General features: G+C 71.2%; 20 protein-coding genes, 2 tRNA genes and 2 pseudogenes. 17 read left to right on the forward strand and 7 right to left on the reverse strand.

Translation table 11 applies throughout. The annotated features are described in order from the left end of the window. Positions 1-292: 292 nt before the first annotated feature. Entirely contained in the window at positions 293-1,465 is a 1,173-nt protein-coding gene (locus H3H34_RS00010; RefSeq protein WP_194743234.1) for a tyrosine-type recombinase/integrase, read from the reverse strand. Between the two features lie 153 nt (positions 1,466-1,618). Further along, a tRNA-Ser gene (locus tag H3H34_RS00015) sits at positions 1,619-1,708 on the reverse strand. Positions 1,709-1,784: 76 nt separating this feature from the next. Between H3H34_RS00015 and H3H34_RS00020 the strand changes: the two genes are divergently transcribed. From H3H34_RS00020 to ccoS, 11 genes are all read left to right on the forward strand, one after another. After that, entirely contained in the window at positions 1,785-2,801 is a 1,017-nt protein-coding gene (locus tag H3H34_RS00020) for a lytic murein transglycosylase (RefSeq protein WP_194743235.1), read from the forward strand. After that, positions 2,785-3,579, forward strand: a complete 795-nt coding sequence (locus H3H34_RS00025; RefSeq protein WP_194743236.1) for a septal ring lytic transglycosylase RlpA family protein — start codon at positions 2,785-2,787, stop codon at positions 3,577-3,579. Before H3H34_RS00020 ends, H3H34_RS00025 begins: the two co-directional genes overlap by 17 nt. After that, entirely contained in the window at positions 3,579-4,196 is a 618-nt protein-coding gene (tmk, locus tag H3H34_RS00030; protein WP_194743237.1) for a dTMP kinase, read from the forward strand. The genes H3H34_RS00025 and tmk overlap by 1 nt, the downstream gene beginning before the upstream one ends. A 247-nt stretch (positions 4,197-4,443) precedes the next feature. Then, complete coding sequence (ccoN, locus tag H3H34_RS00035; protein ID WP_194744027.1) at positions 4,444-6,081, forward strand: cytochrome-c oxidase, cbb3-type subunit I; 1,638 nt, start codon at positions 4,444-4,446, stop codon at positions 6,079-6,081. Between the two features lie 27 nt (positions 6,082-6,108). Continuing rightward, on the forward strand, positions 6,109-6,849 hold the full coding sequence (gene ccoO, locus H3H34_RS00040; RefSeq protein WP_194743238.1) for a cytochrome-c oxidase, cbb3-type subunit II: 741 nt from the start codon (positions 6,109-6,111) through the stop codon (positions 6,847-6,849). Continuing rightward, a complete protein-coding gene (locus H3H34_RS00045; protein ID WP_194743239.1) occupies positions 6,846-7,037 on the forward strand; it encodes a cbb3-type cytochrome c oxidase subunit 3 in 192 nt (63 codons plus the stop codon). The genes ccoO and H3H34_RS00045 overlap by 4 nt, the downstream gene beginning before the upstream one ends. After that, a complete protein-coding gene (gene ccoP, locus H3H34_RS00050) occupies positions 7,034-7,906 on the forward strand; it encodes a cytochrome-c oxidase, cbb3-type subunit III (RefSeq protein WP_194744127.1) in 873 nt (290 codons plus the stop codon). The genes H3H34_RS00045 and ccoP overlap by 4 nt, the downstream gene beginning before the upstream one ends. A 2-nt stretch (positions 7,907-7,908) precedes the next feature. After that, positions 7,909-9,384 (forward strand): cytochrome c oxidase accessory protein CcoG, encoded by a 1,476-nt coding sequence (gene ccoG, locus H3H34_RS00055; protein WP_328830777.1) that lies wholly within the window; start codon positions 7,909-7,911, stop codon positions 9,382-9,384. Beyond that, positions 9,381-9,860 carry a FixH family protein gene (locus tag H3H34_RS00060; protein WP_194743240.1) on the forward strand — a complete coding sequence of 160 codons (480 nt, stop codon included), beginning with the start codon at positions 9,381-9,383 and terminating at the stop codon, positions 9,858-9,860. Before ccoG ends, H3H34_RS00060 begins: the two co-directional genes overlap by 4 nt. Beyond that, positions 9,860-12,055: a heavy metal translocating P-type ATPase gene (locus tag H3H34_RS00065; protein ID WP_194743241.1), complete on the forward strand. Its 2,196-nt coding sequence runs from the start codon at positions 9,860-9,862 to the stop codon at positions 12,053-12,055. Before H3H34_RS00060 ends, H3H34_RS00065 begins: the two co-directional genes overlap by 1 nt. Continuing rightward, positions 12,052-12,246, forward strand: coding sequence for a cbb3-type cytochrome oxidase assembly protein CcoS (gene ccoS, locus H3H34_RS00070; RefSeq protein ID WP_194743242.1), 195 nt, complete (start codon positions 12,052-12,054; stop codon positions 12,244-12,246). Before H3H34_RS00065 ends, ccoS begins: the two co-directional genes overlap by 4 nt. A gap of 178 nt (positions 12,247-12,424) precedes the next feature. Here the strand turns inward: ccoS and H3H34_RS00075 are convergent, their stop codons facing one another. Next, the gene (locus H3H34_RS00075; RefSeq protein ID WP_194743243.1) at positions 12,425-13,219 is read right to left on the reverse strand and encodes a sterol desaturase family protein; all 795 of its coding nucleotides are present in this window, start codon (positions 13,217-13,219) and stop codon (positions 12,425-12,427) included. Positions 13,220-13,265: 46 nt separating this feature from the next. On the opposite strand from H3H34_RS00075, the gene crtY reads away from it, so the two are divergent. The 3 genes from crtY to H3H34_RS00090 are packed head-to-tail and all read left to right on the forward strand — an operon-like array spanning position 13,266 to position 16,934. Then, positions 13,266-14,423, forward strand: coding sequence for a lycopene beta-cyclase CrtY (crtY, locus tag H3H34_RS00080; protein ID WP_194743244.1), 1,158 nt, complete (start codon positions 13,266-13,268; stop codon positions 14,421-14,423). Positions 14,424-14,425: 2 nt separating this feature from the next. Further along, the gene (locus H3H34_RS00085; RefSeq protein WP_194743245.1) at positions 14,426-15,985 is read left to right on the forward strand and encodes a phytoene desaturase; all 1,560 of its coding nucleotides are present in this window, start codon (positions 14,426-14,428) and stop codon (positions 15,983-15,985) included. 10 nt (positions 15,986-15,995) lie between these two features. Then, a complete protein-coding gene (locus H3H34_RS00090) occupies positions 15,996-16,934 on the forward strand; it encodes a phytoene/squalene synthase family protein (protein WP_194743246.1) in 939 nt (312 codons plus the stop codon). A 737-nt stretch (positions 16,935-17,671) separates the two neighbouring features. Here the strand turns inward: H3H34_RS00090 and H3H34_RS00095 are convergent. Together H3H34_RS00095 and H3H34_RS00100 are read right to left on the reverse strand one after the other, a co-directional pair. Continuing rightward, positions 17,672-18,123: pseudogene (locus H3H34_RS00095) on the reverse strand (transposase); the annotation flags it as partial. A gap of 380 nt (positions 18,124-18,503) precedes the next feature. After that, complete coding sequence (locus H3H34_RS00100) at positions 18,504-18,743, reverse strand: integrase core domain-containing protein (protein WP_194743247.1); 240 nt, start codon at positions 18,741-18,743, stop codon at positions 18,504-18,506. A gap of 105 nt (positions 18,744-18,848) precedes the next feature. Here H3H34_RS00100 and H3H34_RS00105 point away from each other — a divergent pair. Beyond that, positions 18,849-19,976, forward strand: a pseudogene (locus tag H3H34_RS00105) (transposase). A gap of 382 nt (positions 19,977-20,358) precedes the next feature. Here the strand turns inward: H3H34_RS00105 and H3H34_RS00110 are convergent. Both H3H34_RS00110 and folK read right to left on the reverse strand, forming a co-directional pair. Then, a tRNA-Lys gene (locus H3H34_RS00110) sits at positions 20,359-20,434 on the reverse strand. A gap of 14 nt (positions 20,435-20,448) precedes the next feature. Then, entirely contained in the window at positions 20,449-20,943 is a 495-nt protein-coding gene (gene folK / locus H3H34_RS00115) for a 2-amino-4-hydroxy-6-hydroxymethyldihydropteridine diphosphokinase (RefSeq protein ID WP_328830784.1), read from the reverse strand. A gap of 49 nt (positions 20,944-20,992) precedes the next feature. Between folK and H3H34_RS00120 the strand changes: the two genes are divergently transcribed. Further along, positions 20,993-21,628: a uracil-DNA glycosylase gene (locus H3H34_RS00120; protein ID WP_194743249.1), complete on the forward strand. Its 636-nt coding sequence runs from the start codon at positions 20,993-20,995 to the stop codon at positions 21,626-21,628. Continuing rightward, on the forward strand, positions 21,625-22,413 hold the full coding sequence (locus H3H34_RS00125) for an enoyl-CoA hydratase/isomerase family protein (RefSeq protein WP_194743250.1): 789 nt from the start codon (positions 21,625-21,627) through the stop codon (positions 22,411-22,413). The genes H3H34_RS00120 and H3H34_RS00125 overlap by 4 nt, the downstream gene beginning before the upstream one ends. Positions 22,414-22,427: the final 14 nt, after the last annotated feature.

The following is a 22,427-nucleotide window of genomic DNA, read 5'->3' on the forward strand; positions in this document are numbered from 1 at the left end:
GCTGCCGCGGCAGCGCCCGGCGCACGATCTCGAAGTCGATCCCCTCCGCCCGGATCTCCTGCCCCACCGCCCAGCTGATGACGGCGCGCATCCGCTCCAGGACCCGCCGCGCCGTCTCGGGCCGCGCGAGCCAGAGGGGCGCGAGCACCTCGACCCCTCCCTGCACTGCGCCACGAGATGTTCGCGTGCAGCAAGGCTACCAGGGGCTTCCGGCGCGCCAACGCTCCGAACGCAGCTCGACCCTGCGCCTCGGCTCCAACGGACCCAGTCATCCGCTTCGGGCTCCGGCCTGTCACGCCGGGCCGCCTCCGCACGCGAACGCGGCCCATGCGGCCATGAGCTCCCGGCGCTTCTCGAGCAGCTGGCCGCGGCGGTAGGCGGCCTCGACGCGGTCGGGGATGGCGTGGGCGAGCGCCATCTCCGCGACCTCCGGCGGAAAGGCGGTGCGCTCGGCGACCCAGTCGCGGAAGGAGGAGCGGAAGCCGTGGGCGGTGACCGTCTCTCCCATGTCGCGCAGGAGCTTCGTCAGCGCCATGTCGGAGAGGGGGACGCCACGGCCGGGCGAGGGGAAGACGAGCGCACTTCCGGCCTTCGCAAGCCTGCGGGCATCGGCCAGCACCAGGAGTGCGGCACCGGCGAGCGGCACGACGTGCGCGCGCCCCGCCTTCATGCGCGCCGCGGGCACGGTCCAGAGCCGGGCGGCCTCGTCCACCTCGTCCCACGTCATGCCGCGCACCTCGCCGGAGCGGGCAGCGGTGAGGACGAGGAAGCGCAGGGCGAGCGCCGCCACCCCGTCCCGCGCAGCAAGCCGGGCCATGAACGCCGGCACCGCATCGAAGGGCATGGCCGCGTGATGGCGCACGGCCTTCGGCTGTGCCGGAAGCTTGAGCGTCCGAGGCGACAGGTCGGGAACGTCGGGGCGCCAGCCCTCGGCCCGCGCCCAGGCAAGCACGTCTGCCACCCGCTGCCGCACCCGGCGGGCGGTCTCCGGGGTCGCCGTCCAGATGGGCGCAAGGAGGCGCCGGACGTCGGCTTCCGTCACCGCGTCAACGGGAAGGTCGCCGACGTGCGGGAAGGCATGGGCCGCAAGCGTCGCGATCCACTGCGCGCGGTGCTTGGCGTTGCGGAACGTCGGGGCAAGCTCGGCGAAGCGGCGGCGCGCGGCCTCGGCGAAGGTGGGGATGCCGCGGGCCCGCCGGCGCTCGGCGACCGGGTCGATGCCGCGGGCGATGCGGTCGTGGATGGCAAGGGTCAGCTCGCGCGCGGTGGCAAGCCCGACCTTGGGATAGCCGCCGAGGCCGATGTCCCGCCTGCGCCCGCCGGACTGGACGCGCACGACCCACGACTTCGAGCCCGAGGGGCGGACGTGGAGGTAGAGGCCGAGGCCGTCGGGGTGCCTGCCTGCCCTCGTGACCGTCTCGACGAAGCGGGCCGAGAGCCTGCCCCGCCCGCGTGTTTCGCCCATGTCTGCCAGCCCGCAATCCGACCCACGTCCTGCCCCACATCATCCGCGGGAACGGGCGCCATGGCAAGAGCGCGCGTGAGACGCGTCATGCATCCATCATTCTGAAGAGACTTGATAAGTTGGAACGCGGTGACACGCTGTGGAACAGGTCGGTGGCGGAGCGGGTGGGATTCGAACCCACGAGCGGCACGAACCGCTGGCGGTTTTCAAGACCGCTGCCTTCAACCCCTCGGCCACCGCTCCGGCAGCCGCTCTAGCCCCCGCCCTGTCACAACGAAAGGGGATTCACCCCGGAGGCTGGCTGTGGCAGACGCCGGCCATGGTCCGGGCCCTGCTCGCCGCCGTCGCCCTTGCGCTTCTTGCCTCCCCCGCGCCGGCGCAGGACGCGGCCGCTTTCGACGCCTGGCTCGCGCGCTACCGGAGCGAAGCCGAGGCGCGCGGAATCCCTCCCGCATGGCAGGAGCGCGCGCTCGCCGACGTGCGCTTCACGCCGCGCGTCATCGCGCTTGACCGCGCCCAGCCCGACGACAGCGGCCGCAGGAACGTCTTTGCCGACTATCTCGCCCGCCGGCTGACGGCCGCACGCATTGCGGAAGGCCAGCGGATGCTCGCCCGCTGGGAGGCCGCGGCGCGTGCTGCCGAGCAGGCCCATGGCGTGCCCGCCGCGATCCTGCTTGGGATCTGGGGCATGGAGAGCGACTTCGGCCGCTTCACTGGCAGCTTCGACGTGCTCTCGGCGCTTGCCACGCTCGCCTTCGACGGCCGCCGTGCCGACCTCTTCACGCGCGAGCTCGACGCTGCCATCCGCATGGTTGGCGAAGGCCGGGCAAGCGCAGCCGAGATGCGCGGCTCCTGGGCCGGCGCCATGGGCCAGCCGCAGTTCCTGCCCTCATCCTATCTGGCCCATGCGGTCGATGGCGACGGCGACGGGCGCGCCGACATCTGGACTTCCGTGCCCGACACGCTGGCCTCGATCGCCAACTACCTGAAGGCGGCCGGCTGGCAGGCGGCCGTGCCCTGGGGCCTCGAGGTGCGCGTGCCAGCCGGCTTCGACCGCGCGCGCGTTGCCAACCCCGATGTGCCGACGAGCTGCGTGCGGCCGCTCTCGCGCCACAGTCGGCCCCTCGCCGCGGGGGAATGGCGCGCGCTCGGCTTCGCTCCGGCCGCGGGCGGGCGCTGGCCGGCCGACGACGTGCCGATGACGCTCGTCGAGCCCGACGGGCCCGAGGGCGCCGCCTACCTCACGACCGCGAGCTACCGCGCGCTCCTCGCCTACAACTGCTCCAACTTCTACGCGCTCTCGGTGGCGCTGCTTGCCGATGCGGTCGCCCGCTAGGCTGGGGGCCGTCGCGCTGCTCCTGTTCCTCGCTGCCTGCGCGCGCGACCGGCTGGCCTCCCCGCCGCCCCCGCCGCCGGCCTCGACGGCGCCGGCGGGCGTGAAGCTCGGCCGGCCCTACACCGTGTTCGGCCGGACCTACGTGCCGGTCGACGACCGGGCCTACGAGGAAGTGGGCATCGCCAGCTGGTATGGCCCCGGCTTCCATCGCCTCACGACGGCCAACGGCGAGACCTACGACCAGGATGCGCTGACGGCCGCGCACCGGACGCTGCCGATGCCGAGCTGGGTGGAAGTGACCAACCTCGACAACGGCCGGCGGCTGGTGGTGCGCATCAACGACCGCGGGCCGTTCGTGGACGGACGGATCATCGATCTGTCGCGCCGCTCGGCCCAGCTGCTTGGCGTGGACGGGCCCGGGCTTGCGCGGGTGCGCGTGCGCCGCGTGTTTCCGGAAGGCGACTGGGCGCGCACCACTCCGCCGCTCGCGCCGGGCGCAGCGCCTGTCCGAACCGCGGCCGCGCGGCCTCCCGCGCCAGCCCCGGGCCCCGCGCTGGCGCGGCCGCTCTGGGTCCAGGTGGCCGCGCTTTCCGACCAGGGACGGGCCGAGTTCCTGCTGGCCGATCTCGCCGATCTGGCACCGGGGGCGATGAGCCGCGCGCCCTCGGGGCTGTGGCGGGTGCGGCTCGGCCCCTTCCCCGACGAGGCCGCTGCCGCCGCCGCCCGGGAGGCAGCGCGGGCGCGCGGCTTCGCCGACGCGGCGCTGGTCGTCGGCTGATGCTGATCGCCTTCGAGGGCGGGGAGGGGGTGGGGAAGTCCACCCAGGTCGCGCGCCTCGCCGAGCGGCTGGTCGCCCGCGGCCATGCAGTCGAGACCACGCGCGAGCCGGGCGGAACGCCGGGGGCCGAGGCCATCCGCACGCTGTTCGCAACCGGAGAGGCCGACCGCTGGCTGCCGGAGACCGATGCGCTCCTCATTTGCGCGGCGCGCGCCGACCATGTGGCGCGGCGCATCCGCCCCGCCCTCGAGGCGGGCCGCATCGTGCTGTGCGACCGCTTCGTCCACTCGACGCTTGCCTACCAGGGCTTCGGCAAGGGGCTCGACGTCGCCATGCTGAAGGCCATCCACGACTTCGCCACCGGCGGCCTCTGGCCCGACCTCGTGCTCTGGCTCGACCTCCCCGTCGAGGAGGGGCTGCGGCGCGCCGGCTTCCGCATCGGTGCGGCCGACCGGTTCGAACGCCACGACCGGGCCTTCCACGAGCGGGTGCGGGCCGGCTTCGCGGCGCTTGCCGCCGCGGACCCGCGGATCCGCCGGGTGGATGCCGCGCCAGATGCCGCGCGCGTGGCAGCCGCCGTGGCAGCCGAGGTGGACTCCGCTCTCGCCCGCGGCTGAGCCGACGCTACTGCACCGCTGCGGCATGGCGCCGCACATGCGGCCAACGCCGGTCTTCCATGCGGCAAGGCCGGGGCACGGGGCCCCGGCGTTTGACCGGGGTCAAGGGCGGGCTTGGCTGCGACGGGCAGGGTCGCGGTGCCGGAGCGCTGGCAGGGGTCAGGCGTATCCGGGGGAGATTCGCATGACGGCCGCGATCAGCCAGTCCAGGGGGGCGAAGGCCGCCCGCTACCTGCCCGCCCTTCTCATGTTCGCGCTCGCGTTCCTCGCCTTCCTCGCGCTCGCGCTCACCGAGGACCGCGGCTTTGCCATCCACATGGGGATCATGCTCGTCGCCTTCTTCGCCGGCGGCCTGTGGTGGCTGGCGCGCTTCGAGGACCTGCCCGACGGCAGCTTCGTCTTGCCCGACGGCGGCACCGGCTACGCCGATGACGTGATCCGGGCGGGCGCGATCGCCACCGTCTTCTGGGCAGTCGTCGGCCTGTTCGCCGGAGTCTTCATTGCCGCCCAGCTCGCCTTCCCGGTCTTGAACCTGGGGCTGGAATATACGAGCTTCGGCCGGCTGCGGCCGCTCCACACCTCGGCCGTCATCTTCGCCTTCGGCGGGAACGCGCTGATTGCCACCAGCTTCTGGGTGGTGCAGCGGACCTGCCGGGCCCGGCTCTTCGCCCCCGGCCTCGCCTGGTTCGTCTTCTGGGGCTACCAGCTGTTCATCGTGCTCGCGGCCTCGGGCTACGTGCTCGGCATCACCCAGTCCAAGGAATATGCCGAGCCCGAATGGTACGTGGACCTCTGGCTCACCATCGTCTGGGTGGCCTATCTCGTCGTCTTCGCCGGCACCATCACCCGCCGGCGCGAGCCCCACATCTACGTGGCCAACTGGTTCTACCTGGCCTTCATCCTGACGATCGCGATGCTCCACATCGTCAACAACCTGGCGCTGCCCGTGGGGCTCTCGTCCAAGAGCTACCCCGTCTTCGCCGGCGTCCAGGATGCGCTGACGCAATGGTGGTACGGGCACAACGCAGTCGGCTTCTTCCTCACCGCCGGCTTCCTCGGCATGATGTACTACTTCGTGCCGAAGCAGGCGAACCGGCCGGTCTATTCCTACCGGCTCTCGATCGTCCACTTCTGGAGCCTCATCTTCCTCTACATCTGGGCGGGGCCCCACCACCTCCACTATACTGCGCTGCCTGACTGGGCGCAGACGCTGGGCATGGTCTTCTCGGTCATCCTGTGGATGCCGAGCTGGGGCGGCATGATCAACGGCCTCATGACGCTCGAGGGGGCGTGGGACAAGATCCGCACCGACCCCCTGGTGCGCATGATGGTGGCCGCGGTTGCCTTCTACGGCATGTCCACCTTCGAGGGGCCGATGATGTCGATCAAGGCGGTCAACTCGCTCTCCCACTACACCGACTGGACGGTGGGCCACGTGCATTCGGGCGCGCTCGGCTGGGTGGGAATGATCAGCTTCGCGGCCATCTACTTCATGGTCCCGCGCCTGTGGGGCCGGGAGCGGCTCTATTCGCTGCGGATGGTGAACTGGCACTTCTGGCTCGCGATGGCGGGGATCGCCCTCTACGCCGCCTCGATGTGGGTCGCCGGCATCATGCAGGGGCTCATGTGGCGCGAGTACAATGCCGAAGGCTTCCTCGTGTGGTCGTTCGCCGAGGTGGTCGCCGCGATGCACCCCTACTACCTCATCCGGCTCGCCGGCGGCCTCCTCTACCTCGGCGGGGCGCTCATTCTCGTCGTCAACGTGGTCCAGACCATCCGCGGCCGGGTCAGGGCCGAGGCGCCGCTCGATGCCGGGCCGGTGCATGCGCCCGCGCACGACGTGCCGCTGCCGGCGGGCGGTGCGCGGCCGGTGGCAGCGGAATAGCGGGCGGCAGCAGGGCAGGAGACGGCGATGGCAAGTGCAACGGGCGGGTTTCACGGCCGGATCGAGCGCAACGTCACCCTGCTCGCGGTGCTGGCGCTCGTCACCGTCACCATCGGCGGCATCGTCGAGCTGGTGCCGCTCTTCTTCATGCAGAACACGCTGGAGAAGGTGGAGGGGATGCGGCCCTACACGCCGCTCGAGCTCGCCGGGCGCAACATCTACATCCGCGAGGGCTGCTACAACTGCCACTCGCAGATGGTGCGCCCGTTCCGCGACGAGATCGAGCGCTACGGCCACTACAGCCTCGCGGCCGAGAGCATGTACGACCACCCGTTCCAGTGGGGCTCGAAGCGGACCGGGCCCGACCTTGCCCGGGTGGGCGGCCGCTATTCCGACGAGTGGCACGTCCAGCACCTGGTCTCGCCCAAGAGCGTGGTGCCGGAGTCGATCATGCCGGCCTATGCCTTCCTCCTCGAGCGCGAGCTCGACGCCCGGGACATCGCGGATCACCTGAAGGCGCTTGCCCGGCTCGGCGTGCCCTACGGCGACGACGCAGTCGCCAACGCCCTGGCCGACCTCCGGGCGCAGGCCGACCCCGATGCCGACACGAGCGGCCTTCTCGCGCGCTACGGCGAGCGGGTGAACGTGCGCGACTTCGACGGGAACCCGGGAAAGCTCACCGAGATGGACGCGCTCGTCGCCTACCTGCAGATGCTGGGCACCCTCGTCGACTTCTCGAGCTACGTGCCCGAGGAGAACCGGCGATGACCCACGAGGCGCTGCGCCACTTCGCCGACAGCTGGGGGCTCCTTCTCCTGGTGGCCATCTTCGTGACGGCGGTTGCATGGACCTTCCGGCCTGGCGCGCGCGCCCACCACGAGGCGGCCCGCATGATCCCGTTCCGGGACGGGGAGGCCGAGGCGCCGGGGCCCGGCGGCAGGGGAGACGAGAGGTGAGCGACAGGGACCCTTCGGTCCCGCCCGGCGGGGTGGAGACCACTGGCCACGAGTGGGACGGCATCGAGGAATACAACAACCCGCTGCCGCGCTGGTGGCTGGTGATCCTCATGGCCACCATCGTCTGGGGCATCGCCTTCTCGATCGCCTACCCCGCCTGGCCGGGCTTCAACGCGTCGAACGGCGGGCTTCTCGGCTGGTCGAGCCGCGGGCGGCTCGAGGCGCAGATGGCAGCCGTCGAGGCCGCGCGGGCCGAGGCCTGGCAGCGGATTGCCGCGCTGCCTCTGGCCGAGCTGCCGCAGAACCCGGAGCTGATGCGGCTCGCGGTGGCCGGCGGCGCTTCGGCGTTCAAGGTCCACTGCGTGCAGTGCCACGGCAGCGGTGGCGCGGGCGGCCCGGGCTACCCCAACCTCAACGATGACGACTGGCTCTGGGGCGGGGACATCGAGTCCCTCTACCAGACGATCGCCCACGGGATCCGCGCGCCCGGCTACGACGAGACCCGCATCAGCCAGATGCCGGCCTTCGGCCGCGACGGCCTGCTCGACAAGGCGCAGGTGGCGCAGGTGGTCGAGCATGTGCGCGCGCTCTCCGGCCAGGAGCATGACGCGCGCAAGGCCGCCGCGGGTGCAGCCATATTCGCCGAGCAGTGCGCCTCCTGCCACGGGCCCGAGGGCAAAGGGAACCGGGAGCTCGGCGCGCCGAACCTGACGGATGCCATCTGGCTCTACGGCGGGGACCGCGCGAGCCTGTTCCAGACCATCTGGAACGCGCGCAACGGCGTGATGCCCGGATGGAGCCAGCGGCTCGACGACGTGACCATCCGCAAGCTCGCGGCCTACGTCCATAGCCTCGGCGGAGGCGCTTGACCGTGAACGCCCCCCTCACCCCGCCGGACGCACCGGTGCGCGGAGCCCCCATCCGCTTCTTCGAGAAGCGGCGGAAGGTCTATCCGCGCAAGGTCTCCGGGCCGTTCCGGCGGCTCAAGTGGGCGATCCTCGTCGTCACGCTTGCCATCTACTACATCACGCCCTGGCTCCGCTGGGACCGGGGCCCGCACGCGCCCGACCAGGCCGTTCTCGTCGATCTTGCCGGGCGGCGCTTCTTCATGGGCCCGATCGAGATCTGGCCGCAGGAGTTCTATTACGTGGCCGGCCTTCTCGTGATGGCAGGCATCGGCCTCTTCCTCATCACCTCGACGGTCGGGCGCGCCTGGTGCGGCTACGCCTGCCCGCAGACGGTGTGGACCGACCTCTACATGGCCGTCGAGCGGGCGATCGAGGGCGACCGCAACGCGCGCATGAAGCTCGACCGCGCGCCCTGGACGTTCTCCAAGATCGCGAAGCGCGGCACGGTCCATTTCCTCTGGCTCGTCATCGCGCTTCTCACCGGCGGGGCCTGGGTCTTCTACTTCACCGACGCTCCCACCCTTCTTGCCCGCCTCCTCGACGGCACCGCGCCTGCCGCGGCCTATGCCGCAATCGGCATCCTCACCTTCACCACCTATACGCTCGCCGGCCTCATGCGCGAGCAGGTGTGCACCTACATGTGTCCCTGGCCGCGCATCCAGTCGGCCATGCTGGATGAGGACAGCTTCATCGTCACCTACAAGGCCTGGCGTGGCGAGCCGCGCGGCTCGGCCAAGGCGAAGGCGGCAGACCCCGCCATCGGCGACTGCGTGGACTGCCGCGCCTGCGTTGCCGTCTGCCCGACCGGAATCGACATCCGCGACGGGCCGCAGCTCGAGTGCATCACCTGCGCGCTCTGCATCGACGCCTGCAACGAGGTGATGGGAAAGCTCGGCCGGCCGGCCGACCTCATCGGCTACTCGACGCTCCGGCGGGACGGGAAGGAGTCGCGCGGCGAGCCGCTGGAGCCGATGTGGAAGACCTTCGTGCGCCCGCGCACGCTCCTCTACTTCGCGCTCTGGGCCGGCATCGGCATCGCCATGCTGGTGGTGCTCGCCGGCCGCCAGAGCCTCGGCATCACCGTGGCACAAGACCGCAACCCGCTCATGGTGACCATGGCCGATGGCTCGCTCCGCAACGGCTACACGGTCAAGATCCTGAACAAGGCCGCCCGCCCGCGCGACGTGGTCGTGACCCTCGAGGGCCTGCCCGAGGCGCGCCTGTGGGAATCGCTCGGCGCCGGCGCGCCCTCAACCGCCTTCAGAGCGACCGTCCGCCCCGACGGGGTGGAGACCTACCGCATCTTCGTCCGCGTGCCTGCCGGCCGGCTGGCGGCCGAGCACACCCCGTTCACCTTCCGCGTGACGTCGGTCGAGGACCCCGGAGGCCGCCCGGAGGTGGCGGAGGCGGACGCGCGCTTCACGGTGGTCCGCCGGTGAGCGCGCGCCCCTTCACCGGCCGGCATGCTGCCGTCGTCATCGGCGGCGGCTTCCTCATCGTCATCGCCGTCAACCTCGCGATGGCGGTGCTGGCGGCCGGCACCTTCACCGGCACCGTGGTGAGGAACGGCTATGTCGCCAGCCAGGACTTCAACCGCTGGCTCGCCGCCGGCCGGGCGCAGCAGGCTCTCGGCTGGACCGTCGCCGTGGACGCAGCCGACGGCCGGGTCGTCCTCGTGGTGACCGGCGCCGACGGAGCGGCCGTCACCGGCCTTGCCGCGACTGGAACCGCCCGCCACCCGATGGACGCAGGCCGAACGGTCGCGCTCGGCTTCCGCGAGGTGGCCCCCGGCCGACACGTGGCGGCCGAACGGCTGCCGCCCGGCGCCTGGGACCTCGCTTTCGCGCTGGATGCGGGTGCCGCCGGTGGCGGCAACCGCCGCTTCGTCCGCACCGAGCGGCTGGTCGTGCGGTGATGGCAAGCGCCGCGCCGCCCGCGCTCGAGGCCTTCGCCGTGCCGCTCGAAGGCGGGCGCCGGCGGCTCGACCTCCACGTGCCCGACCTGCGGTGCGCCGGCTGCATCGGCAAGGTGGAGCGGGCGGTCGCAGCCCTTCCGGGCGTGACGCGCGGGCGCGTGAACTTCTCCACGCGGCGCCTCACCGTCGAGTGGCAGGGCTCGCAGACGACGCCCGAGGCGGTGATCGACGCGGTCGAGCGCGCGGGCTTCGCTGCCCGCCCCTTCGCGCCCGAGGACGCGGCAGCGACCGCTGCCGACCCGGAGTCGAAGCGGCTTCTGAAGGCCATGGCGGTCGCCGGCTTTGCCATGATGAACATCATGCTGCTCTCCGTCTCGGTCTGGTCGGGCGCGGAGGCCGCCACGCGCGATCTCTTCCACGCGATTTCCGCGCTCATCGCGATCCCGACGCTGGCCTATTCCGGCCAGCCCTTCTTCCGCTCGGCGGCGGCCGCGCTCCGCCGCGGCCGCACCAACATGGACGTGCCGATTTCGATCGGCGTGCTGCTCGCCACCGGCATGAGCCTCCACGAGACGCTGACCTCGGGGCCGCACGCCTGGTTCGACGGCGTGGTCATGCTGCTCTTCTTCCTGCTTGTCGGCCGCTTCCTCGACAGCATGATGCGCGACCGCGCCCGCGCCGGCGTGGCGCAACTCATGAAGGCGCTGCCGCGCGGCGCCATGGTGGTGACGGCCGACGGGGCGACCGAGTGGCGCGCCATCGACGAACTTGCGCCGGCGATGCGGGTCCTCGTGGCGGCCGGCGAGCGGCTCCCGGCGGATGGCATCGTCGAGGACGGGCGCTCGGCCATCGACCGTTCGCTCGTCACTGGCGAGAGCCGGCCCGAGCCGGCCGGGCCCGGCACAACGGTGGTGGCTGGCACGCTCAACCTTGAGGCGCCGCTCGTGGTGAAGGTGACGGCGGTAGGCGAACGCAGCTTCCTCGGCGAGGTCATCCGCATGATGGAGGCAGCCGAAGGCGGCCGGGCACGGCACGTGCGGATCGCCGACCGGGCCTCGCGGCTCTATGCCCCCGTCGTCCACCTCCTCGCAATCGCCACCGCCGCAGGCTGGCTGATTGCCGGAGCGGGCTGGCACATGGCGATCACCACCGCCATCGTCGTCCTCATCATCACCTGCCCCTGTGCGCTGGGGCTCGCCGTCCCGGCCGTCCAGGTCCGGGCCGCGACCCTCCTCATGCGCCGCGGGATCCTCCTCAAGGACGGCGGCGCGCTCGAACGCCTCGCCCGGGTGGACACGGTGGTGTTCGACAAGACGGGCACGCTGACGCTCGGCCGGCCGGAGCCCGTCGGCACGTTCCCGCTTGCAGGCGCCGAAGCGGGGGAGGCTCTGGCGCTCGCCCGGGCCAGCCGCCACCCGCTGGCCCGCGCGCTTGCCTCGGCCCTGGCGCGCGGCGGGGTCGCGCCGGCCCCCTCCCTCCTCCACATCCGCGAGCGGCCCGGCCTTGGCCTCGAGGCCGAGGGGCCGGACGGCCCCGTCCGGCTCGGCCGGCCCGACTGGGTGGACCCGGCGCTGCCGGTCGCGGCGATGCGCGACGAGCTGGTGCTTGCCTTCCGCTCGGGCGAGCGGCCGGGCCGGCTGCTCCGCTTTGCCGACCCGCTCCGGCCCGCCGCGCGCGAAGCGGTCGCGCGCCTTGGCGCCATGGGGCTCGACGTGCGCATCCTCTCCGGCGACCGGGCGGAGGCGGTGGAGGCCGCGGCAACGACGCTCGGCATCGCCACCTGGGCGGCGGCCCAGACCCCGGCCGACAAGCTCGCGGCCATCCGGGCGCTGGCCGCCGCCGGCCGGCGGGTGCTGGTGGTGGGCGACGGGCTCAACGATGCGCCGGCCCTTGCCGCGGGCCACGCCTCGATCGCGCCGGCCTCGGCAAGCGACGTGGGCCAGACGGCGGCCGACCTCCTGTTCCTCGGCGACGGGCTCGACGCGGTGCCCGAGGCAATCGCCATCGCCCGCGCGGCAGACCGAGGGGCGCTTCAGAACTTCGCGCTGGCGATTGGCTACAACGCGCTCGCGGTGCCCATCGCGATCGCAGGGCTCGCGACTCCGCTCATTGCCGCGCTCGCCATGTCCACTTCGTCGCTCATCGTGGTGGGCAACGCGCTGCGGCTCCGGCCGGCGCGGGGGGCCGCGGCATGACGGGGCTTGTCTTCCTCATCCCGCTCGCCCTTGGCGCCGGCTTCGTCGGGCTCGTCGCCTTCCTCTGGTCGGTCCGCTCGGGCCAGTACGAGGATCTTGACGGCGCGGCGCTGCGCATCCTCGACGACGAGGCGGAGGCGGAGGCGGGGCCGGGGGCGGAGACGACGGGCGGGGAGCCCCGGCGGCCATGAGGGCGTTCCTCCTTGCCCTGGCGCTTGCCGGCCTGCTTCACGGCGCCGCCGCCCCGTCGGCGGGCGGCGCTGCGGTGCTCTGCACAAAGGACGGCCCGGCGCCCGCGCAGCCTGCCCCGGCGGATAGCGCGCCGGGGTGCGCCCACGCCCTCTGCCCCCGGCGCGACGAGGCCGGCGGCTAGCGGCCCACCCCTTCCGGGCCCGGGTGATCCGCGCCGAACGGCGGCTGGACCCGGGTGGACAGGCCGGCATCCGTGCCGAACAGCCGGTCCCAGAAGCGGAAGTAGAGGCCGTAGTTGGCGGTGTAGCGGCTGTGGTGAAGGTCGTGGTGGGACGCCGTGATGACGTGGCGGCCGAACCGGCCGTTCACCCAGGCCTTCGGGAACAGCTCCACCCCCATGTGATTGGTGACCGCCATGACGGTCGCGATGAGCAGCACGACGAGAAGCGCGCCGACGTGGATCGGCACGAGGAAGACCATGGCCGGGTAGAGCCAGGCCGCCGACAGCGCCTCCCACGGGTGGAACGACATGGAGGCGAACGCGGTGGGCGGCCGGCTCTCGTGGTGAACGGCGTGCATGGCGCGGAACAGGGCCGGCCAGTGGTGCATCGCCCGGTGGCTCCAGTAGAACCAGGCGTCATGCGCAAGGAGATAGACGAGAACCGAGACCGGCAGCCACCACAGCGGCAGGGCCGAGACGTCGGTGTAGAGCCTGGTCCCGCCGCGTTCAAAGGCAGCGAAGGCGAGGGCGGCGGGCGCGGCGTAGAGCCCCGCGGAGAGCAGCGACCAGCCGACCTCGCGGCGGACCTGGATGCGCAGGCGGGCGCGGCGGGCCGGGTCGGCCGGGCGGTAGACCTCCGGCCTGAGGCGGGCCGCGATCCAGGCGAAGAGTGCCGAGACGCCGAGATAGCGCAGCGCGACGACCAGCGTCAGCTGCAGGGCGATCAGGGCAAGGGCGACGGGTTCGGCCATGTGCGCCGCTCCTAGCCAGCGGGCCGGCGGCTCGCTAGAGGGCGGCATGGGCGTGCAAGCGGACTGCGACATCCTCCTCGTTGGCGGAGGGCTCTCGGCCGGGCTCATTGCCCTCGCCCTTGCCCGCCACCGGCCCGAGGTGCGCGTGGCGATCGTCGAGGCGGGCGAGCGGTTCGGCGGCAACCACACCTGGTCGAGCTTCGAGACCGACCTCAGCCCCGAGGGCGCCGAGCTCGCGCGCACCCTCATCGCCCACCGCTGGGCGGACAATGCCATCCGCTTCCCGGCCTATGAGCGGCACTTCGCCGCCGGCTACCAGTCGGCCACCTCCGAGCGGCTGCATGCGGCGCTCGTCGCTGCCATCCCGCCCGAGCGCCGCTTCCTCGGCGTTCCGGTCGAGCATGTGGCGCCCGACCGGGTGCTGCTCGCCGATCAGCGCGTGCTGACGGCCGGCGCCGTGCTCGACGCCCGCGGCCAGCGGCCGTCCCCGCATCTTGACCTCGGCTTCCAGAAGTTCGTCGGCCTCGAGGTGGAGCTGGCCGCCCCGCACGGCCTCTCGGGCCCCATCATCATGGACGCCACCGTCGACCAGCACGACGGCTACCGCTTCGTCTACACGCTGCCCTTCTCGGAGCGGACAGCCCTCATCGAGGACACCTACTATGCGGACGGGCCGGCGCTCGACCGGGCGGCCATCGTCCGCCGGGTCGAGGCCTATGCCGCGGCACAGGGCTGGCGCATCGTGCGGGTGCTGCGCGAGGAAGACGGCGTCCTGCCCATCGCCATCGACGGCGATATCCGCGCCCATCTCGCCTGCCTCCCGGAAGGGGTGGCCCCGGTCGGCATGGCCGCCGCGCTCTTCCACCCCGTCACCGGCTACAGCTTTCCCGATGCGGTGCGGCTTGCGCTCTTCATCGCGAAGCTTCCCGATCTGTCCGGCCCGGCGATCGACCGGGCCGTGCGCGCCTATGCCACGGACCGCTGGGACGAGCGCGGATTCTACCGCATGCTCAACAAGATGCTGTTCCGCGTGGCGGAGCCCGCCAAGCGCTGGCGGGTGCTGCAGCGCTTCTACGGGCTGGACGCGAAGCTGGTCGCGCGCTTCTACGCCAGCCATTCGACCGTGTTCGACAAGGTGCGGATCCTGACCGGGAAGCCCCCGGTGCCCTTCTTTCGCGCGGTCCGGGAAGTGATGCGAGGCTGAGCATGGCGGCAGAAACGGCGCGGCGCGCGGTGGTGATCGGGAGCGGGTTCGGCGGGCTCGCGCTTGCCGTTCGCCTGCAGTCGGCAGGGATCGAGACGACGCTCGTCGAGGGGCGGGACAAGCCCGGCGGCCGGGCCTATGTGTTCGAGGATGAGGGGTTCGTCTTCGACGCCGGCCCTACCGTCGTCACCGACCCCGAGAGCCTCGCCGAGCTCTTCCGCCTGACCGGCCGCGACATCGCCGATTATGTCGACCTCATGCCAGTCACCCCCTTCTACCGGCTCATCTGGGAAGACGGCTACACCTTCGACTATGCCAACGACGAGGAGGCCCTGTTCCGCCAGATCTCGGCCAAGAACCCTGCGGATGCCGAGGGCTACCGCAAGTTCCTCGCCTTTTCCGAGAACGTCTACCGCGAAGGCTATCTGAAGCTCGGCACCGAGAGCTTCTGCGACTTCCGCTCGATGCTCGAGGCCGCGCCGTCGCTCATCCGCTACGAGGCCTACCGCTCGGTCCACGCCATTGTCTCGCGCTACATTCGCGATCCGCAGCTGCGCGAGGCGTTCAGCTTTCACACCCTCCTTGTCGGCGGCAACCCGTTCAAGACGAGCAGCGTCTACGCCCTGATCCACGCGCTCGAGCGCAAGGGCGGGGTGTGGTTCCCGCGCGGGGGGACGCACGCGCTCGTGCGCGGGCTGCTCAGGCTCTTCACCGACCTCGGCGGCACCTTCCGGCTCGGCGTGCCGGTCGCCCGGATCGAGGCCCTGTCCAGCCACGTGACCGGCGTGACGCTCGCCGACGGCACCACCATCATGGCCGACGCCGTCGCCTCCAATGGCGACGTGGTCCACACCTATGGCGATCTCCTGCGCGGGCACCCGCGCGGGGAGAAGATGGTGCGGGCTCTCACGCGCAAGAGCTTCTCGCCCTCGCTCTTCGTCGTCTACTTCGGCTTGCACGGCACCTCGCCCGACATCGCCCACCACTCGATCATCTTCGGGCCGCGCTACCGCGAGCTCCTCGACGACATCTACGCAAACGGCATCCTCGCCGACGACTTCTCGCTCTACCTCCACCACCCGACCGCCTCCGATCCGGCGATGGCGCCGGAGGGCTGCTCCACCTTCTACGTCCTCTCGCCTGTGCCGCACCTTGGCAAGTTCGCGGCCGACTGGGACCGGGTGGGCCCCGTCTACGCCGAGCGGATCCTCGACTACCTCGAGCGGCGCGGCATCGTCCCCGACCTGAAGGCGCGCCTCGTCACCAAGCGGCTGTTCACGCCGGCCAACTTCAGGACCGAGCTCAACGCCCACCTCGGCTCGGCCTTCAGCCTCGAGCCGGTGCTCTGGCAGTCGGCCTATTTCCGCACCCACAACCGCGACGACGCGCTTCGCAACCTCTACTTCGTCGGCGCCGGCACCCACCCCGGCGCCGGAATTCCGGGCGTGGTCGGCTCGGCCAAGGCGACCGCGAAGCTCATGCTGGCCGACCTTGGCGCCCGCTACCCCGAGGCGCGCGGCTGGCCCTCGAACGCCGGTCCGGCGCTGGCGGCAGCGCAGTAAGGGGGCGCAGGTGGCCGACCCGGTGCTTGAAGCCGCGCGCGAGGCCATCCGCCAGGGCTCGAAGAGCTTTGCGCTCGCCTCCCGCCTGTTCGACGGCGGCACGCGCGCCCGCGCCACCCTGCTCTACGCCTGGTGCCGCCACTGCGACGACGTGATTGACGGCCAGCTGATGGGCGAGGGGCGCCATGACTGGGGCGGAACGCCTGCCGAGCGGCTGGCGCGGCTCACCGCCCTCACCGACCGTGCGCTGGCGGGCGAACCGACCGGCGACCCGGCGTTCGAGGCGCTCGCCCGCGTCGCCGCCGAGGTCGCCATGCCGGCGCGCTACCCGCACGACCTCCTCGAGGGGTTCCGCATGGACGTGGAATGGCAGGAGGTGCGCGATTGCGAGCAGCTGCTGCGCTACTGCTACCATGTGGCGGGCTGTGTCGGCGTGATGATGGCGCTCGTCATGGGGGTGCCGGCCGACGACCATGCGGTGCTTGCGCGCGCGTCGGACCTCGGCCTCTCGTTCCAGCTCAACAACATCGCCCGCGACGTCGCCGAGGATGCGGCGCGCGGGCGCTGCTACCTTCCGTCCGACTGGCTGGCCGCGGAGGGCCTGAGGCCGGGCACCCACACCGCGCCCGAGAACCGGGAGGCACTCCACCGGGTGGTCTCGCGGCTCGTCGACCTTGCCGAGCGCTACGAGGCAAGCGCGGCCCATGGCGTCCCGGCGCTCCGCAACCGCCAGGCCTGGGCGGTGCTCTCGGCCGCCCACATCTACGGCGACATCGGCCGGAAGGTGCGCGGGCGCGGGCCGGAGGCGCTCGAGGGCCGCGCCTTCACCCGCCGGCGGGAGAAGCTGTTCGCAGTGATCGCCGCCTTGCCGGAAGCGCTGTGGAAGCGGCGGTTCGGCGCCTCGACTCCGGCCGACCGGACCGGGCTGTTCACGCCCGCCTTCGCCTGAGGAGTCGACAGAAGGATCCCGAGAGCTGTCTTCTGTCCTCCCGGCTCACATTCTTGGGGGCGGACGGGGTGGCGTAGTCGTGGGGGCGTTGCTCAGGGCCATGGAGGCCGAGGATGCGGCCGATGGCGCACCAGGGGCCGTGGATGGTGCGTTCGGCGGCTTTGCGGAGGTGCGCCTTCGGCTTCGAGAAGGCGTTCTCGATGGGGTTGACCTCGGGGCAGAAGGCGCGGGAGGAAGCATAGGGCTCCGCCCCCGCGGCCTCGAAGGCCTTTCCGCGCCGCTGACGCCTTGTGCCCCGACGCGCCGTCCGTGACGACGATGTCGACACAACCCAACCCAGACCGCCTTCCGGCTGAGTGGAATGTGCTCGGGGTTTCCCCTGCGGCTCCCAGGTGGTTCATGGGCGGCTCCTGATGATCGAGGAGCGGCCTCATGGGGGGGCGAGGGCGGGGGGCAGCAGCGGGAACTGGCGGGGTGGTGTCACCTGAGGTCTGTGCAGGTCGGCCCCCTTCAAATTTCCGAGCCGCCGGCTGGAGGCGCTCCAGCCGTCCCCAGCACATTCGCCACAGGCTGAGGCACCGCGGCAAGGCTGTGCTTCCATCGTGCGCCAACGGCTGCAGCTGCGCGGCTCCGTAGGCCGCAGCGCCACCACCTCTTGATTTCACGGTGGGCTCGCCGGGGTGTTGCCCCGCGGGGTGGTGCAGGACCCGTTGATCCCCGGCAGGATCGGGTTGGGGTCAGGCGGCCATGGCTGGCAGGATGGCGATGGAGGGCTTGCCGAGCCAATCGTTGCCAGCGTCATGTGGCGGCGGGAGACCGACCATTCGTCATTCTGCTCCAGCATCGGCGTGCAGACGAGGCGCATGATGGCGGCGCTGTTGGGGGAGGTGCCGATGACGTTGGCCCTTCGCTTGATCTGCTTGTTGACCCCTTCCAGCCGGTTGGTGGACGCGATCTGCGCCCGGTGCTCCCTCGGGAACGCCAGGCATGCGAGCACGTCCTCGCGCGATGCGCCCATCATGTCGGCGAGCCTCGAGAAGGTCTCGAGCAGGGCATCGGCGACCTGCTCCCATTGCCGATGCGCGGCCTCGCGCGTCGCCTGCGCGAAGATCGTCTTGTTCACGGCGATGACGGCAGGCCGCTGCCTAGGCGCGGCAGGGGCAGGCGCGTTGCGCATCCAGTGCGCGCGAGCCGTCACGGTGTTTGAGCCGGGCCGCCGTGCGAGCACCGGCAGGAACCGCAACCTTCGCCTCAATCTCCATGACCATCATGCGCTCAGCAGCAAAAGCCGGCATCGCGCCAACCAATCCGCACCAAGCCGCTGTCAGCCCCTTCCTTGATCGGCGCAGCAAGGGCCCTTCTGTCGTCGGTCATCGTCTTCTTCCCGAGGTTCGCGTTCACATCCGCACCCGACCACAAGATCGACAGTGGCCGCCCCTTGACAGAAGCCTGCCTACGCCCCTGACCTGCCCCCCGATCGTCTCTCACTCGCAACGCGAGTCCATCGGTTCAACGCGACGGTCCCTACACCGGCACAAGCGCGTCCGGCGTTCCTGCATGATGTGAGCGTCACGCCCGACGCGCTTGTGCCGGTGTTCGGTTCCCCAGCCATGAGTGCTGCCGGACGTTATGGTCATCGTAGCGCCCGACGGCCAGTTTGCGTCGGACATCGGCCAGGCTGTCAAACACTTCTTCATTCAGAACTCCATCGCGCAGCGACTCTTGCAAGATCTTGATGAACCCCTTCTGCTGGGATTTTCCCGAAGCTACATGGTCCCATTCCGTCTGGTCGTTGCCGGACCATTCCACGGGTCGCCCGGATGTGAAAATCGGCCCCCATGTCACTGACGATGCAAGCCGGTGACCTCCTCTCACGGAAAGAGGCCATTGGTCAGTTGGGCTCATCGGGACGGGATGAGCCATTCGCCGAGCCGCTTTTCGGTAAAGCAGATCATCGCGGTGCTACGACAGCACAACGCGAGCGTGCGGAAGGCGGGCCTGTGCTGCCGGCACGGGATCAGCGATGCGACCTTCTACACTTGGGAGGCCACCTATGGCGGAATGCTGGTGTCGGAGGCAAAGCGGCTTTGGGCGCTGGAGGGGAAGAATGGCAAGCTCAAGCATCTGCTGGCGGACACGACGCCCGGCACCGAGGCGCTGAAGGATCTGCTGGGAACACATTGACCCCTCTTGCGAAGCGCTACGCTGCGGTGGGGACTCTGATTGCCGACCAAGGCTGCTCCGCGCGACGCGCCTGCAGGCTGGGCGGGGCCAACCGCGCGGCATGGCAAGAAGAGCCGAAGGGTGACGGCGAGATCCACGCTCGTGAGCGGCCTGCGCGCGGTCGCGAACGCGCGGTGTCGCTTTGGCGACCGGCGCCCTGGCGATCATGCTCGGTCGCGAAGGCGTGCGGATGCACCTGAAGAAGGTCTGAAGACTCTATCGCGAGGAGAAGCTGTCGGTGCGCCGTCGCTGCTGCCCCGAGCGTGCGCTGGGCACGCGAGCGCCGATGGCGCTGCCACAGGCTGCAAGCCAGTGCCGGAGCCTCGACTTTGGGTCGGATGCGTTGGCCTGCGGCCGGTGCTTTCGTGTGCCGAACGTCGTCGACGGCTCGAGCCGGGAGGGCCTGACGTCGCTGGTGGACGCATCGCCCTCTGGCCGGCGTGTCGCGCGCAAGCTACCGGTGATCGCGGCGGTGCGCAGACCGCCGCTCATGGTGGTGAGCGACAATGGCACCGAGCTGAAGAGCCATGCCGTGCCGGGCTGGTGCCGGAAGGCGGGCGTCGAATGGTACGACATCGTGCCTGGCAAACCGGCGCAGAATGGTTTGTCGAAAGCTTGCATGATCGCTTGTGCCGCGAGTGCTTCAATGAGCACGTTTTCCCGTTGCTGGGGGCTGCGCGGCGGACCATCGAGGCGCGGCGGACAGACTGCAACCACGTGTGGCCGGGCCGCTGCCTTGGCGGCCTGCCACCCACCGTCTACGTCAACCGTTCCCGTCAGGGGCAACCAAAAGCCCAGCCTACCTCGTCGCCGGCCTGAAAACGGGGAGCAGGTCAGCAAACCGCCTCTCTGCGGCCATGCGCGCGCGACGTCCCTTTAGAAGGTTGGTCGCGGCGGTCGTCAGACCTTTCCTTGGCGTGGATCCCGCGACTCCGCCAGCATGAGGCCCCCGGGTCGATCCCCAAAGCGAGGGGATCGTGCATGGCGGGACCATCACGCGGCGGCGGGTCCGAACGGCACCCGGCGGCAGAATCCGCTTGCGCACTGCCGGCCTGCCCACGCTTTCAGGAAGAGGCAAAGTGGGCTGCGGATGACACGATAGCAAAGACCGAGCTATGCCGCGCGACTGGCCCGTCCTTGCACGGTTTCCCCTACGCGCGGCTTTAGCGGTCTGAGGCCTTCACCCCCCCCCTTGACTTCATGGTGGGCTCGCCGGGATTCGAACCCGGGACCTACAGATTAAAAGTCCGTTGCTCTACCGACTGAGCTACGAGCCCTGAGCAGGCGTGCCCTAGGAGCCGGGGGGCAGAGGGTCAATCGCGCGGCGCTTCATGAGCCGAATGAGAAGCGCCCGGGCCGGAAGGTTCAAGACCGGATGCCGCCAGCCGGGCCAGAGCTCGGCGAGCGGCTGCAGCGCGAAGGGCCGGAGGGAAAGCCCCGGGTGCGGCACCGCAAGGCCCGGTGCGCGCACCACCTCTTCGGCGAAGGCGAGGAGATCGAGGTCAAGCACGCGGGGGCCCCAGCGGCGGTTGCGCCTCCGGCCGAAGGCCCGCTCGATCGCCTTCAGCCGGACAAGGAGCGCAAGCGGCTCGCCGCGCCAGACCCCGAGCGCCGCCGCATTGGCGAAGCGCCGCTGCCGGGGCCCGAGCGGCGCGGTGGTGCGGATGCGCGACAGGCGCACCGCCTCGAGGCCGGCGTCCGCCAGCGCCTCGGCTGCCGCCCGCAAGACCGCCTCAGGCCTGCCGTGGCGGCCGTGCCAGCGGTTGCCGCCGAGCCCGATCACCACGGGCACCGCAGCCTTGTCCCTGCAGACGGCGCTGCTAGCCTTGCCGCCCATGCGCGACCCCGCCCCGGATTGCCCGCTCTGCCCGCGGCTTGCCGCCTATCGCGCGGAGAACCGGCGCCGGCAGCCGGAGTGGTTCAACGCGCCCGTCCCCGGCTTCGGGGACCCGCTCGCCCGCATGGCCATCGTCGGCCTCGCCCCGGGGCTTGCGGGTGCGAACCGCACCGGCCGGCCCTTCACCGGCGACCATGCCGGGCTCCTCCTCTACGACACGCTGCTGACGCTGGGGCTTGCCACTGGCCACTATGCCGAACACGCAGGCGACGGGCTGGTGCTGGAGGACGTGTTCATCACCAATGCGGTGCGCTGCGCGCCGCCCGGCAACCGCCCGACCACGGCCGAGATCCATGCGTGCCGGCCGTTTCTTGCCGCCAGCCTTGCAAGCCTGCCCAACCTGCAGGTGGTGCTCGCTCTCGGCCAGATCGCGCACCAGTCGGCGGTGAAGGCGCTGGGCGGCAAGCTTCCCAAGGCCCGGTTCGCCCATGGCGCGGTCCACCGGCTGCCCTCGGGCCTGCATCTCGTTGACAGCTATCACTGCTCAAGGCTCAACACCAGCACGGGCGTGCTGACGGCGGACATGTTCCGCGCCGTCGTCGAGCAGGCGGCGCGGTTGAGGGGGCATGCATGACCGAGCTTCTGCTTGCCGAGGAGGGCCCGGTGCTTCGGGCCACCATGAACCGCCCGGAGCGGCTCAACGCCCTCTCCCCCGGGCTCATCGAGGCGCTGCGCGAGCTCTTCGTCGGGCTCTACTGGCGCCGCGACATCCGCGTGGTGGTGCTCGAGGGCGCGGGGCGGGCCTTCTCGGCCGGGCTCGATCTCAAGGGCGGCACCGCGCTTCCCGACGCATCCGTCACCGAGGCGCTGGCCAGCCAGCGGCGCATCTCCGAGATCGTGATCGCGATGCGCCGCTCTCCGCAGCCGATCGTCGCGCTCGTCGATGGCCCGGCCGCCGGCGGCGGCTTCGCGCTGGCGCTTGCCTCCGACATCCGCATCGCGACACCCCGCACGCGCATGAACGCCGCCTTCATCCGGATCGGCCTGTCGGCCTGCGACATCGGCGTCTCCTACTTCCTGCCCCGCATGGTCGGAGCGAGCGTTGCCGCCGACTACATGCTCACCGGCCGCTTCATGGATGCGCAGACCGCCCTTCGCCTCGGCCTCGTCTCGGAGGTGGTGACGCCCGAGGAGATTCGCGCCGCGGGCGACCGGTTCGTGGGCCAGATGCTCGCCGCCACGCCGCTCGGCCTGAGACTCACGAAGGACGCGCTCAACCACGCGATCGACATGGGAAGCCTCGAGGCGGTGATCGCGATGGAAGACCGGAACCAGGTGCTGACCGCGCGCGACGCGAATTTCGCCGAAGGGGTCGCCGCCTTCCTCGAGAAGCGCCCGCCCCGCTACCGGCCCGACTGACCCCCGGCCCGACT

Source organism: Thermaurantiacus tibetensis, assembly GCF_015354055.1.
Classification (GTDB): Bacteria; Pseudomonadota; Alphaproteobacteria; order Sphingomonadales; family Sphingomonadaceae; genus Thermaurantiacus; species Thermaurantiacus tibetensis.